Origin of the sequence: Clostridium sp. AM34-9AC (assembly GCF_003480225.1) — a bacterium.
In the GTDB taxonomy this organism is placed as follows: Bacteria; Bacillota; Clostridia; order Lachnospirales; family Lachnospiraceae; genus Acetatifactor; species Acetatifactor acetigignens.
Map to the genome: position 1 here is coordinate 62,697 of NZ_QUIU01000003.1, position 14,605 is coordinate 77,301.

9 protein-coding genes are annotated in these 14,605 nt (G+C 42.8%); 7 read left to right on the forward strand and 2 right to left on the reverse strand.

What is annotated here, in order from left to right; genetic code table 11:
• The first annotated feature begins 27 nt into the window (after positions 1–27).
• The 5 genes from metF (at position 28) to DW835_RS02555 (ending at position 9,493) form a co-directional block, all read left to right on the forward strand.
• The gene (gene metF, locus DW835_RS02535; RefSeq protein ID WP_118730633.1) at positions 28–897 is read left to right on the forward strand and encodes a methylenetetrahydrofolate reductase [NAD(P)H]; all 870 of its coding nucleotides are present in this window, start codon (positions 28–30) and stop codon (positions 895–897) included.
• 204 nt (positions 898–1,101) lie between these two features.
• Positions 1,102–4,881, forward strand: a complete 3,780-nt coding sequence (cas12a, locus tag DW835_RS02540; protein WP_118730634.1) for a type V CRISPR-associated protein Cas12a/Cpf1 — start codon at positions 1,102–1,104, stop codon at positions 4,879–4,881.
• A gap of 698 nt (positions 4,882–5,579) precedes the next feature.
• Positions 5,580–6,065 carry a MarR family transcriptional regulator gene (locus DW835_RS02545; protein WP_118730635.1) on the forward strand — a complete coding sequence of 162 codons (486 nt, stop codon included), beginning with the start codon at positions 5,580–5,582 and terminating at the stop codon, positions 6,063–6,065.
• The gene (locus DW835_RS02550) at positions 6,049–7,824 is read left to right on the forward strand and encodes an ABC transporter ATP-binding protein (RefSeq protein ID WP_118730636.1); all 1,776 of its coding nucleotides are present in this window, start codon (positions 6,049–6,051) and stop codon (positions 7,822–7,824) included. Before DW835_RS02545 ends, DW835_RS02550 begins: the two co-directional genes overlap by 17 nt.
• Positions 7,811–9,493, forward strand: a complete 1,683-nt coding sequence (locus DW835_RS02555) for an ABC transporter ATP-binding protein (RefSeq protein WP_243037015.1) — start codon at positions 7,811–7,813, stop codon at positions 9,491–9,493. Before DW835_RS02550 ends, DW835_RS02555 begins: the two co-directional genes overlap by 14 nt.
• Positions 9,494–9,553: 60 nt before the next feature.
• On the opposite strand, the gene DW835_RS02560 is transcribed toward DW835_RS02555, so the two are convergent.
• Entirely contained in the window at positions 9,554–10,927 is a 1,374-nt protein-coding gene (locus DW835_RS02560) for a sodium-dependent transporter (RefSeq protein ID WP_118538410.1), read from the reverse strand.
• A 339-nt stretch (positions 10,928–11,266) separates the two neighbouring features.
• On the opposite strand from DW835_RS02560, the gene spoVT reads away from it, so the two are divergent.
• Positions 11,267–11,812, forward strand: a complete 546-nt coding sequence (gene spoVT, locus DW835_RS02565) for a stage V sporulation protein T (protein ID WP_118503700.1) — start codon at positions 11,267–11,269, stop codon at positions 11,810–11,812.
• A 106-nt stretch (positions 11,813–11,918) separates the two neighbouring features.
• A complete protein-coding gene (locus tag DW835_RS02570) occupies positions 11,919–13,214 on the forward strand; it encodes an ATP-binding protein (protein WP_118730637.1) in 1,296 nt (431 codons plus the stop codon).
• A gap of 43 nt (positions 13,215–13,257) precedes the next feature.
• On the opposite strand, the gene DW835_RS02575 is transcribed toward DW835_RS02570, so the two are convergent.
• A complete protein-coding gene (locus DW835_RS02575) occupies positions 13,258–14,553 on the reverse strand; it encodes a diguanylate cyclase (protein ID WP_118730638.1) in 1,296 nt (431 codons plus the stop codon).
• Between the last annotated feature and the right edge of the window lie 52 nt (positions 14,554–14,605).

Genomic DNA, 14,605 nt, shown 5'->3' on the forward strand with positions numbered 1-14,605 from the left:
AGATGATGGAAAGGCGAGAAGAATTGTATGAAGATCAGAGATATTTTGAATAAAGATACAGCAACGCTCTCTTTTGAGGTATTTCCTCCGAAGAAGAGTACGGATTTCGGAAATGTGGAGGCAGCAGCACTGGGGATCGCGGCATTGCAGCCTGCTTATATGAGCGTGACTTATGGTGCCGGCGGTAGTACCAAGGGACATACCATTGCCTTGGCCGGAGATATTCAGAAGCAGTACAATGTGCCTACCGTAGCGCATCTGACCTGTGTCTGTGCTGACAGGAGCAGTATCGGCGCAGCTCTTACAGAAATGCAGGCAGCAGGGATCGAGAATATTTTAGCTCTGAGAGGAGATATTCCGAAGGATTTTGATGGGGAGGTATTTACAGATTTTACCCATGCATCAGATCTGGTACGCTTTATCAAAGAGAACGGAGATTTCTGCGTGGGTGGTGCCTGCTATCCGGAGATGCATCCCGATTCTGCGAATAAGAATGCGGAAATTCAGGGACTGAAGGAAAAGGTGGATGCCGGATGTGAGTATCTGACGACCCAGATGTTCTTCGACAACAATATCTTCTTCAACTTTATGTACCGTGTGCGGGAGGCAGGGATTACAGTGCCCATCATTCCCGGAATCATGCCTATCACCCGTGGCGTACAGGTGAAAAATGCCGTAAAACTCTCCGGCTGTAATGTGCCGGAGCGCTTTAAGAATATTGTGGACCGCTTCGGGGATAATCCGGAAGCCATGAAGCAGGCGGGCATTGCCTATGCCACCGATCAGATCATCGACCTGCTGGCGAACGGTGTGAAACATATCCATGTCTATTCCATGAATAAACCGGATGTAGCGGCCGGGATCCAGCGGAATTTGTCGGAGATTTTGAAAGCGTAAAGAATTTCTACTTTGGTAGATTAAAGCTGTCAGGTTAAAAAGAAAATATATGCTATAAACACAATTAAATAAAATGATGATTAAACGCTTAGGGAATGTTCTCTGAGCGTTTTTATTTGAAAAAATAACATAACACAGCTTTACAAAAAATATAGTAGAGGATATAATTAGATATAAGATTTTACAACAAGGGGAGGAAAATATATGAATTATAAAACAGGCCTTGAAGATTTTATTGGAAAAGAATCCTTATCAAAGACATTAAGAAATGCATTGATTCCTACAGAGAGTACAAAGATCCATATGGAAGAGATGGGGGTCATCCGTGATGATGAATTGCGAGCAGAAAAACAACAGGAATTAAAGGAAATCATGGATGACTATTATAGAACATTTATTGAGGAAAAACTTGGTCAAATTCAAGGAATACAATGGAATTCCTTATTCCAAAAAATGGAAGAAACGATGGAGGACATATCAGTACGAAAAGATCTTGATAAAATACAAAACGAAAAAAGAAAAGAAATCTGTTGCTATTTTACCAGTGATAAAAGATTTAAGGATCTGTTTAATGCTAAATTAATTACGGATATCCTTCCAAACTTTATAAAAGATAATAAAGAGTATACTGAGGAGGAGAAGGCAGAGAAAGAGCAGACACGGGTGTTATTTCAGCGTTTTGCTACTGCATTTACTAATTATTTTAATCAGCGGAGAAACAATTTTTCTGAAGATAATATTTCTACGGCCATAAGCTTTCGGATTGTAAATGAAAATTCGGAAATTCATTTACAGAATATGCGGGCGTTTCAGCGAATAGAGCAACAATACCCGGAGGAAGTCTGTGGAATGGAAGAAGAATATAAAGATATGTTGCAGGAATGGCAGATGAAACATATATATTCGGTAGACTTCTATGACAGAGAATTAACACAGCCAGGAATAGAATATTACAATGGCATTTGCGGGAAAATAAATGAACATATGAATCAATTCTGCCAGAAAAATAGAATTAACAAAAATGATTTTCGAATGAAAAAGCTACATAAACAAATACTATGTAAAAAATCTTCCTATTATGAGATCCCGTTTAGATTTGAATCAGACCAGGAAGTATATGATGCCTTAAACGAATTTATAAAAACAATGAAAAAGAAAGAAATTATTCGCAGATGTGTACATTTAGGGCAAGAATGTGATGATTATGACCTGGGGAAGATATATATTAGTAGTAATAAATATGAGCAGATATCAAATGCGCTATATGGAAGCTGGGATACTATAAGAAAATGTATAAAAGAAGAATATATGGATGCGCTGCCCGGTAAGGGGGAAAAGAAAGAAGAGAAAGCAGAAGCAGCTGCAAAAAAAGAAGAGTATAGAAGTATTGCTGATATAGATAAAATAATTTCCTTATATGGATCGGAAATGGATCAAACAATATCAGCAAAAAAATGTATTACTGAGATTTGTGATATGGCAGGACAAATTTCTATAGATCCGCTGGTATGCAATAGTGACATAAAATTGCTGCAAAATAAGGAGAAGACAACGGAAATCAAGACAATATTGGATTCCTTTTTGCATGTATATCAGTGGGGACAGACTTTTATCGTAAGCGATATAATAGAAAAAGATAGTTATTTTTATTCTGAGTTAGAAGATGTTTTGGAAGACTTCGAGGGGATTACAACGCTTTATAATCATGTTCGAAGCTATGTTACGCAGAAGCCATATAGTACAGTAAAATTTAAGCTTCATTTCGGTTCTCCTACATTGGCAAACGGATGGAGTCAAAGCAAAGAGTACGATAATAATGCAATTTTGCTGATGCGGGATCAAAAATTTTATTTGGGAATTTTTAATGTAAGGAATAAACCGGATAAACAAATTATAAAAGGCCATGAAAAAGAAGAAAAAGGAGATTATAAAAAAATGATTTATAATCTTCTTCCGGGGCCTTCAAAAATGTTGCCTAAGGTTTTTATTACTTCACGGTCAGGTCAGGAGACATATAAACCGTCAAAACACATTTTAGATGGATATAACGAAAAGAGACATATTAAGTCATCGCCCCAATTTGATTTGGGATATTGCTGGGATTTGATTAACTACTATAAAGAATGTATTCATAAACACCCTGATTGGAAGAATTACGATTTTCACTTTTCAGATACCAAAGACTATGAAGATATCAGCGGATTTTACAGAGAAGTAGAAATGCAGGGGTATCAAATTAAGTGGACGTATATTAGTACTGATGAGATTCAAAAGCTGGATGAGAAGGGGCAAATATTTTTATTTCAGATATATAATAAAGACTTTTCCGCTCATAGCACAGGAAAAGATAATCTGCATACGATGTATCTCAAAAATTTATTTAGTGAAGAGAATCTCAAAGATATTGTTTTGAAATTAAATGGAGAGGCAGAATTATTTTTCCGAAAAGCAAGTATAAAAACTCCGGTTGTACATAAGAAGGGATCTGTTTTGGTAAATAGAAGTTATACACAGACGGTAGGTGATAAAGAAATCAGAGTTTCCATACCGGAGGAATACTATACAGAAATATACAATTATTTGAACCATATAGGAAAGGGAAAATTGTCTTCGGAAGCCCAAAGATATCTCGATGAAGGCAAGATTAAAAGCTTCACTGCGACAAAAGATATTGTAAAAAATTATCGCTATTGTTGTGACCACTATTTTCTGCATCTTCCCATAACCATTAATTTCAAGGCAAAAAGTGATATTGCAGTAAATGAAAGGACTTTGGCATATATTGCTAAAAAAGAAGATATTCATATTATTGGAATTGACAGAGGGGAAAGAAATCTACTGTATATTTCTGTAGTAGATGTGCATGGGAATATACGGGAGCAGCGTTCCTTTAACATTGTTAATGGGTATGATTATCAACAGAAGTTAAAGGATAGGGAGAAGAGCAGGGATGCAGCAAGAAAAAATTGGGAAGAAATAGAAAAAATCAAAGAGTTAAAAGAAGGCTACTTATCCATGGTAATTCATTATATTGCGCAATTAGTTGTGAAATATAATGCGGTTGTAGCCATGGAAGACTTGAATTATGGATTTAAAACAGGAAGATTTAAGGTTGAGAGGCAGGTTTATCAGAAGTTTGAAACGATGTTAATTGAAAAATTGCATTATCTGGTATTTAAAGACAGAGAAGTATGTGAAGAAGGAGGAGTGTTAAGAGGTTATCAGTTAACTTATATTCCGGAAAGCCTTAAAAAAGTCGGGAAACAGTGCGGATTTATTTTTTATGTTCCTGCTGGATATACTTCCAAAATTGATCCAACAACAGGATTTGTAAATCTTTTTTCATTTAAGAATCTGACAAATCGAGAGAGCAGACAGGATTTTGTAGGGAAGTTTGATGAAATAAGGTATGACAGGGATAAGAATATGTTTGAGTTCTCATTTGACTATAATAATTACATAAAAAAGGGAACAATTTTGGCTTCAACAAAATGGAAAGTGTATACTAACGGTACGAGATTAAAGAGGATAGTTGTCAATGGAAAATATACAAGTCAATCGATGGAGGTAGAACTTACCGATGCTATGGAAAAAATGTTGCAGAGGGCAGGGATTGAGTACCACGACGGAAAAGATTTAAAAGGTCAAATTGTTGAAAAAGGTATTGAAGCCGAAATTATTGATATTTTTCGACTCACAGTTCAGATGCGGAACAGCCGAAGTGAGTCGGAAGACAGAGAATATGACAGGTTGATTTCTCCAGTATTAAATGATAAAGGCGAGTTCTTTGATACCGCAACAGCAGACAAAACTTTGCCTCAGGATGCAGATGCAAATGGTGCATATTGTATTGCTCTGAAAGGTCTTTATGAAGTAAAGCAGATTAAAGAAAACTGGAAGGAAAACGAACAGTTCCCAAGGAACAAACTTGTGCAGGATAATAAAACATGGTTTGATTTTATGCAGAAAAAAAGGTATTTGTAGATGGAAGTTTTTTTGCCCGGCCTCCACATATTTTCATAAATTATATGGAGGTCAGGACAACCTGACCTATCAGACCGAAGCGCAGATGAACGGAACAAATGCCCATAAAGTGATTCGGACATAGGATACAATATTCTGTGTTTGAAATTGACAATAGTGATCGAATAAAGGATAATATAATTACAGAAAATACAAACCTAGCTTCAAATATCTGTAGATAGGTTTATTGTAAAAAAAATTAGTGAAATAATAACAAAAAAGTGCATAAAACATAAGCATATTAAGCCCCAAATTGTGCAATACCACAAAATAAGAGTTAAATAATAAGAAAAAATTTCTACTAGTGTAGATGAAAACTTAAACTGGCTGTAAAAAACCGTTAAATAATAAGAAAAAATTTCTACTAGTGTAGATATCCACATAGCATGACGGCTTGTAACGATTAAATAATAAGAAAAAATTTCTACAAGTGTAGATTCCAGTACTGCTCCCACTTATCCAGGTCTGTTAAATAATAAGAAAAAATTTCTACTAAATGTAGATCGGTTTTTTTAACATATATAGATTAAAATAACCAGAAACACAACATTAACTCGTCAAATAAATCATTGACAGCGCAAAAAAGATGTACTATCATCCATTTTGGATGCAGGTACATCTTTTTCTGTTATCTGAATACAACACAGAGAGGTAGAACCATGGATGCAACAGAACGAAAAATGACGAAAATAGCAAGAGAAGTGAGCAAATTCACGGTGCAGACCATGAAGGAAGATGGGATTGGAACTGCGGAATTTGATTTTATCCATCTGGTACGGCACAATCCGGGCATTACCCAGGCGGCGGTGCGGGAACAGCTGAAGATCGACAAGGGAGCTGCCGCAAGGCGTGCGGCGAGTCTGGAGAGCAAGGGATACCTTTACCGGAAGCCCAACCCGGCGGATGGCAGGAGCCAGCTGTTGTATGCCACGGAGAAGGCGGAGCAGTTGAAAAACTCCAAGGCTGCCATTGAGAGCAAATTTTACGAATGGCTGTTGGCGGAACTCCCGGAGGAGGAAAAGGAAGCATTCTGCAAGACGTTAGATACATTATACCGACGTTCCAAGCAGGAACAACGGGCAGGATTTGTCAATGTGGCAAAGCGCATGGAAGAAGGAACCCAAGAGAATGAAACAGAAAGCTGATGCACCGAAAAAGGATCATATCCTTACATATTTCAAAGCCCAGTGGCGGGTGCTCCTGGCGGTGACGTTTTCCGGACTGATCTATAACGTAGGTCTTCTGGTCGGCCCCTGGTGCGAGGGACAGATGACCGGTTGCCTGGTGGACATTCTGGGTGGGAAGGCCGGATACCGGGATATGCTGGTGCTGGTGACCGCATATGTGATATCTATTGCCATCGTGCAGATCTCCCGTTATATTAAACGTTTTTATGTCAGACGATTTGCTAATAATGTGAATCGTGACATGAAAGAGACCCTTTACCACAGCCTGGTGCACAGAAGCCGTGCCGAACTGGAAGAAGAGGGTGCTGGAAATGTCATGACCAAGGCAATCCTGGATGTGGATGACTGCGCGGAGGGGATGAGGAAATTTACCACAGAGATCTTCGATACCGGTGTGGCACTGGCGGCATATGTGGGAATGTTGTTATTCTATGACTGGCGGCTGGCAATCTTAGGTATGTTGTTTTTACCGGCGTCATATGTGCTGGCGGAGAAGATGAAGCGTAACGTGCAACGCACCGGAGCAGCTTATAAGGAGCAGTCCGGAGATTTAAGCGACGCAACACTGGACAGAGCAACTAACGCTGTTACTTACCGTGTCTATGGCAGAGAGAAAGAGCGGGAGCAGGCCTATGAAGAGAATCTTGCCGCTTATGAAAAATCTGCTGTGAAGGCCAATATCTGGAGTACCGCATTTCCGCCGCTGTACCGGATCATCTCCATGATCGGCGTACTGTTTATCCTGTATTTCGGCAGCAGAAATGTGCTGGGCACCGGCTGGAAATCATGGGATGTGGCAGCGTTTACCACGTTTTTATCCTGCTTTTTGAAGTTAGCCGTGAAATCTTCTCATGCAGCGAAGCTATTCAATGCGGTACATAAAGCCCAGGTCTCCTGGAAGCGTATCAAACCACTGATGAAGGAAGACACTTATGAGGACGACAGCTTGGTACAGAAGCCGGGAATGCTGGAAGTATCCCATGTAAGCTTTGCTTATCCCGGCGGAGAGAAGATCTATGAGGACTTCAATCTGTCCGCTTTACCGGGACAGATCATTGGTGTCACCGGAGCAGTGGCGTGTGGTAAGTCCACATTGGGTAAGACCTTCCTCTGTGAATACCCTTACGAAGGAAGGATCTGTTTCCACGGCAAAGAATTATCCGGGATGACCAAGGCAGAGCAAAACGGCATGGTGGGATATTTAGGACACGATCCGGAGCTGTTCAATGACAGTGTCCGTAACAATATACTGCTGGGCGATGATGACGATCCGGAGAAGTATCTGAAGGCAGTCTGTTTCGACGGTGAGGTGGCAGAGATGGAAGAGGGTATGGACACCATTGTGGGAAATGGTGGCGTCCGACTCTCCGGTGGACAGGCACAACGGCTGGCATTGGCGAGAACCCTGTGCCATAAGCGTCCGGTCCTGATCCTGGACGATCCTTTTTCCGCACTGGATCGCAAGACGGAGGAAGAGGTTTTTGCCAATCTACGGAAACTGGCAGCAGACAGTATCGTGATCCTACTGTCCCATAGGCTGTATCTGTTCCCCGAAATGGATCAGGTGCTGTGGATGGAGGATGGAAAAGTGACCGCAGGAACCCACGAACAGATCCTTGAAAAGTTCCCGGAGTATGCGAGACTGTATGAAGCACAGGCGGATGGCGCTGATGCACACAGTACGCGGGAGGGAGGTCCGGATCATGCAGGAAAATAAACAGATGCAGAAAAATAAGAGACGGAATGTGAAAAATGTCCGCAGCGTGATCCGGCAGACTGTGACAGGCTATGCAGGGCTGTCACTGGGAATCCTGTTGGCAGTCGCAGGTGCCATTGTAACCGCGCTTTTGCCGCCCTGGATCCTGGGAAGTATCGTGGATACGATCACCGCAGGAAACGCAGTTCCGGTTGCATTGGTGATACTGTATTTTGCTTTTACGGTGCTCACGGGGCTGACCGAAAGCCTTCGGGAAGGTCTGCTGACGGTCTTCGGTCAGAAGATCACCCACGCACTGCGGAGCAGCATGATGGAGAAATACACGAACCTGACGGCAGGGGAACTGACGAAGCAGGAACCCGGTACTATTGTATCCCGGTTCGTAGGAGATGTGGATACGGTGGAGAACCTGTTTACCTCCGGAATCATCAGCATGTTCGCCGATGCCTGTAAGATTATAAGTATCCTGGTGGTGATCTGGTTAAAAAACAGAGGACTGGCAATCGTACTTTTGATCCTGCTGCCATTTCTGTATTGGTTCACCCGGACGGTGCAGAAAAACATGCTGAAAGCCCAGATCGAGAATCGTTGCGCCGTGGGCAGAGCATCCGGACATGTGCCGGAGACGCTGCACAATATCCGTACCATTCATACGCTGGGAAAAGAGCGCTACATGGAGCAGCGCTATGATGAATATATTGCGGAGAGCTACCGTGCGGTAGAGCGAACGAATTTTTATGATGCCATTTATTCCCCGGTGATCCTGATCCTGAATGCTATCGTGGTGGCGGTTGTGATGCTGTTTTCTGCCTCCGGTAATGCAAAGGTGCTGACATTGTTCGGTATGTCTGCAGGTACAGCGGTAGCGGTAATTAACTATATCTCACAGATCTTTACCCCTGTGGAGAGTCTGGGAATGGAGATCCAGACCATACAGTCCGCCATTGCGGGCGTGCACCGGATCAATGAATTCTATGCGCTGGAGGAATTGCCGGAGAGAAATTCCGGGGAAAAACCGGCAGAACCACGGAATAGACCGGAAAAACCTTTTGTGGAACTGCAAAATGTGACCTTTAGCTATGAGGATGATGACCGTAAGATTTTGCAGGCTTTAAATTTTCAAGTATATCCCGGAGAACAGGTGACACTGTCGGGCAGAACCGGTGCAGGGAAGAGTACGGTCTTCAAACTGTTGTTGGGACTCTATCAGCCGGGAGAGGGTAAAGTGCTGATTCAGGGAAGAGATGCTTTTCAGATTCCGGAAAATGAGAAACGCAGTCTCTACGGTTATGTGGAGCAGACTTTTCACAGAGTACCCGGTACCGTGAAGGATCAGATCACGCTGTTTGACGATTCTTTTACCATGGAAGAGGTACGGGGGGCTGCAAGAATTGCGGGACTGGATGCGACGATAGAACAATTGGAAAAAGGCTATGACACTCCCTGTACCCAGGAGATCTTCTCCCAGGGACAGTGGCAGCTGTTATCTATTGCCAGAGCTGCGGTGGCGAAGCCGAAGCTCCTTCTGTTGGATGAGATTACGGCAAATCTGGATGCCCAGACCGAGGAAGAGGTGCTGCAGGCACTGAAGCGTGCCTCGGAAGGAAGAACGGTAATCTCAATTTCACATAGAGTAAATGCGGAGACAGGACGGATCATTAACATATAGTAAGATGTAAGATGCCTGACGGATTGCTCCGTGCTGCGCACTCTCACAATCCCTGGCATCTTACATAGAAATAAGTCCAAATGCATTTGCCACAGAGCTTAATAAAATAATCGCAGCAAATACCGGGCAGAGATACTTGATCATGAAATTGAATATCTTTTTGCGGCGGAAAGCGGCTTCTCCGTGCATGACTTCTTCTTCCACAGCCTTTACTCCGATGACGCGGGACACCAGTAGACAGATGGTGATGGCAGCAATAGGCATCATCACGGAGTTGGTCAGGAAATCGAAGAAATCAAGGAACTGCATGCCGATGATCTTCACAGCACCAAGCGGTCCGTAACCCAGTGAGGATAACGTTCCCAGTGCCAGCATGATCACACCCATGATCAGGGTAGATTTTTTACGACCCCAGCCAAGCTCGTCCTCGAAAGTAGACACAGCACTTTCGGTAAGTGCAATGGAGCTGGTCATGGCTGCGAACAGTACCAGTACGAAGAACATAATACCTACGAAGGTGCCCATTCCCATGCTATCGAAGACCTTGGGAAGTGTGATGAACATCAGGGAAGGACCAGCCTGTAAGGTATCGGGATCTCCGCCGGAAAATGCGAACACGGCGGGAATGATCATGAGACCTGCCATGATCGCGATGGCAGTATCAAAGATCTCCACATTTTTCGTGGAACCTTCAATGGAGACATCTTTTTTCATATAAGAGCCGAAGGTGATGAGAATACCCATGGCAATGGACAGAGAGTAGAACATCTGTCCCATGGCAGCTACGACGGTCATCCAGGAGAAATTCGCAGGATTCGGGATCAGGAAATACTTCACGCCGCTCAGTGCTCCCGGTCTGGTAACAGAATAGACTGTGATGACCACGGAGAGCACTACCAGGATCGGCATCATAATGCGGGATACGCGCTCGATACCGTTGCGGACACCGGCGTAGATGATTCCCAGAGTACACAGAGTGAATACGATAAAGCACAGCTCAGTAGAGACACCATTGGAAATAAACGTGGAAAAATAACCGTCTGCTGCCAGATCATGTCCGTGACCCTTGGCATATTCCACCAGATATTTGATCACCCATCCGCCGATGACGGAATAATAAGGAACGATCAGAATAGGAATAATAGCGTTGATCCATCCACCGAAGGACAACCATTTGGATTTCCCGAAGGTATGAAAGGCACCTACGGGGCTTTTGCCTGTCATGCGTCCCAGTGATGTCTCTGCCACGATCATGGTATAACCGAAAGTCAGCGCCAGGATAATATAGATCAGCAGAAAGATACCACCGCCGTATTTGGCTGCCAGATACGGGAAACGCCAGATATTGCCCAGACCTACCGAGGCACCGGCTGCCGACAGGACGAAACCGATCTTGCCGGAAAATGAGCTTCTGTTATTCTTTTTGTGATTCATAGTTTAAACTCTCCCATAAAAAATTGTCGTAAACAGAATAAGTGTAACATAGAAATAAGGAAAATACAGTACGAAACAGTCTGATTGAGAATGGAAAAATTCGATCATGCAAGAGTAAAAATTGAATGGATGCATTTTAATTTTAATATAAAACAATCATTCTGAGGGAAAATACAGAACTGCTATAAATATAAGCCAGCAATGGCGCTGCTGAATGACGGTGTATCTGGCAATTTAAAGTATATTTTTTCCTGCATTTCGCATACTAACTGCAACGTTAATGATTAGTAATGCGAGATGATGATTTATCTTACGCAATATATCATGGAGGAAAAAATGATGAAAGCAACCGGAATTGTAAGAAGAATAGATGACCTGGGACGCATCGTGATCCCGAAGGAGATCCGCCGCACGTTACACATCAGAGAGAGTGATCCGCTGGAGATATTCACCGACAGAGAGGGGCAGGTCATCCTGAAAAAATATTCCCCCATCGGAGAGATGACCACATTTGCCAAACAGTATGCGGAAAGCCTGGCACAGGTGTCGGGACATGCCACACTGATCGCGGACAGAGACCAGTTCATCGCCGTCTCAGGAGGCTGTAAGCAGCTGTTAAATAAATCCGTGAGCCGTCAACTGGAAGAGAAGGTCAATAACAGAGAGACTGTGATTGCCGCAAAAGGAGACCGCAACTATGTCAACATTGCGGAAGACATTGCCGTGGACTATGCCTGGCAGCTGATCACGCCGATCATCTGCGAAGGGGACATCATCGGAAGTGTGATCCTGTTGGAAAATGACGGGAAGAGCAAAATGGGAGAAGTGGAGCAGAAACTGGCTCTGTCTGCGGCGGGCTTCCTGGGCAGACAGATGGAACAATAATCTTTTCCAAAAATGAAGCAAGTATATTGATTTTCAGTTAAATTATCCATATAATAGAATAGAAAAGTGCAACTAGTTGCAAAAATCTATTCCAGGGAGAAAATATATGGATATTCGCAGAGATTTCTATTTGGAAAAGTTAATAAAAAGAAAGAGCAATGGATTAATCAAGGTGATTACCGGTATTCGAAGATGTGGTAAGTCTTATCTGCTGAATAACATTTTCTATCATCATTTGTTAGATTCCGGTGTGGAAGCAGACCATATCATACGGTTTGCCTTTGATTCTGCGGATGATCTTTACCTGATCGGTGAAAGTCTTATTCAGATCGAAAAGGAAAAGCGGGGTGTGGATCCGGAGAAATTTATGGCATATATTCGGTCGAAAACTACAGGAGAGGGAATATATTATCTGCTGTTGGATGAAATTCAGATGCTGGATTGTTTTGAGGCTGTTTTGAATGGATACCTTCGCAAAGAGAATATTGATGTGTTTGTGACGGGAAGTAACGCAAAACTGTTGTCAAAGGATATTGCTACGGAATTTGCAGGCAGGGGTGATGAAATCCATATGTACCCTCTCAGCTTTGCTGAATTTATGTCTGTTTATAACGGAGATAAATGTACCGGGTTATCTGAATATATGCTTTACGGTGGAATTCCATTAGTGGTTCTGCGGGATGGTGCCGGGGATAAAGCAACAGCGCTGCAGAATTTATTTAACGAAATTTATATCCGTGATATTACGAAACGGAATCGTATAAAGAATATTGGGGAATTGGAAGATCTGCTAAATATTCTTTCCGCTGCGATCGGTTCGTTGACCAATCCGGAAAAACTAAAGAACACTTTTAAAACCGTGAAGAAATCTAAAATTACTTCTGCAACCATAAAGAAATATTTGGATTACTTTGAAGATTCTTTTTTGATAGAGTCAGCACAGCGTTATGATATTAAGGGAAAGTCATATATAGAGACTCCTAAGAAATATTATTTTTCTGATTTGGGGCTTCGGAATGCCAGAATTCATTTCCGGCAGTTGGAGCAGACACATTCCATGGAAAATGTAATCTATAACGAACTCCGGATGCGGGGATATAGTGTGGATGTAGGTGTTGTCCCTATCGCAGAAAATGATTTGGAAGGAAAGGTAAACCGCAGGCAGCTGGAAGTGGATTTTGTCTGCAATCTTGGTTCTGCCAGATATTACATTCAATCGGCATATTCTCTTCCGGATGAAGCAAAGCGGACGCAGGAAATCCGACCGTTCCGGAAGATTGATGACTCTTTTAAGAAAATTGTCATTACAAAAGATATTGTGCAGCCATATTATGATGAATATGGTATTCTGACAATCAATATTTATGATTTCCTGTTGAATCCGGAATGCCTGCAAGGTTAAAGATAACAAGATCAGAAACAAATAACAAACGGTCGTAACCGGGTTAAGATACCACCTGGTTACGACCGTTTGTTTTACCGATATATAATTTCTCATCAGCTTCTTTTAATAATGCATGAATATCTTTGTCGGGGTCACAGATCAGACCGAAGGTCATATTTACTTTTACGTGCTGCCCTTCGTAGAGTGTATCCAGTTCGTGGATTTTGTCCATGAGAAGCTCCAGCTGCTTCCGGGCTTCTGTAAGATCTACATTTTCAAATACCAGTAGAAATTCCTCACCACCCCAACGCGCGGCAAAGCCACGGCGCCACATATGCTGTTTCAGCAGGGCAGAAACATTTTTCAGTACGGTATCCCCGCATTCATGACCGTAGGTATCGTTAACCTTTTTGAAAAAGTCAATATCTCCGATGGCGAGCGCAAAAGAATGGCGGGAGGATCTGGCTTCCTCGAAGATCTGCCGCAGCTTTTTGTCTCCGCTGCGGCGGTTGTACAGCTCGGTCAGGGCATCCTGCTCGATCATGGTACGAAGAGAACGCTGCATGGACAGGGCACAGCGGCCGATATCACCTAACTCATCACTGCGCTTTGTTACGGAATGATCCAGTGTGGCGTTCAGATTCCCGGAGGCTACTTCCGACAGGAAGCTGTGGATATGGAGTAATACAGCCACGAATCTTCTGGTGTAAAAATAAATGCAGACAGTCACAAGAGCCACAAAACCGATGATCAGCCACGTCAGCGGATAGACGTAATTCTGAATGGATAGGGAGACTGTTTCACTGGGTCTGCCCACAAAAAGCATTCCGACGACGCTGCCGTCCTGATTGCGCAGAGGTATATAGTAGGAAAAATAAGCTTTGCCGTTAATGAGGGTATGAGTGTAGAAATGGTTTTCGCCGGTGTTCAAAACATCCCGGATCACAATATCGGGAGCACCGGAACCGACGATGCGTTCACCCTGGGCATTATACAGGGTCGTCAGAATGCGGGTATCCTGATAGAACAGGGTGATGTCCAGTCCGGTATCCTCTTTGAACTGATCCAGAAGAGAATAGTCCCTGGTGATATCCGTCTCTCCTTTATACAGAAGATAAGCAACATCTCCCTCCAGGTGATAATCGCCGGGATAGGCAGCGTTCAGAAGTGTAGTGGCACTTTTCGTGGCATCATACAATTCACGTTCCACTTCCTGATACATAGTTTTTGTGAACCATTGGGAAGTGAAAAACAACATCGCAATTCCCAGCGCCAGTAAAGGAAGCAGTCCGATGATCTGCAGAGTATATGATATTTTACCGCCGCTTTTTTTGGGCGTATTTTGCGTATTTTCCATAGAATTCCCTGCCCCTTCCGGTAAGATCGGTACACATATCAGTATTAATATA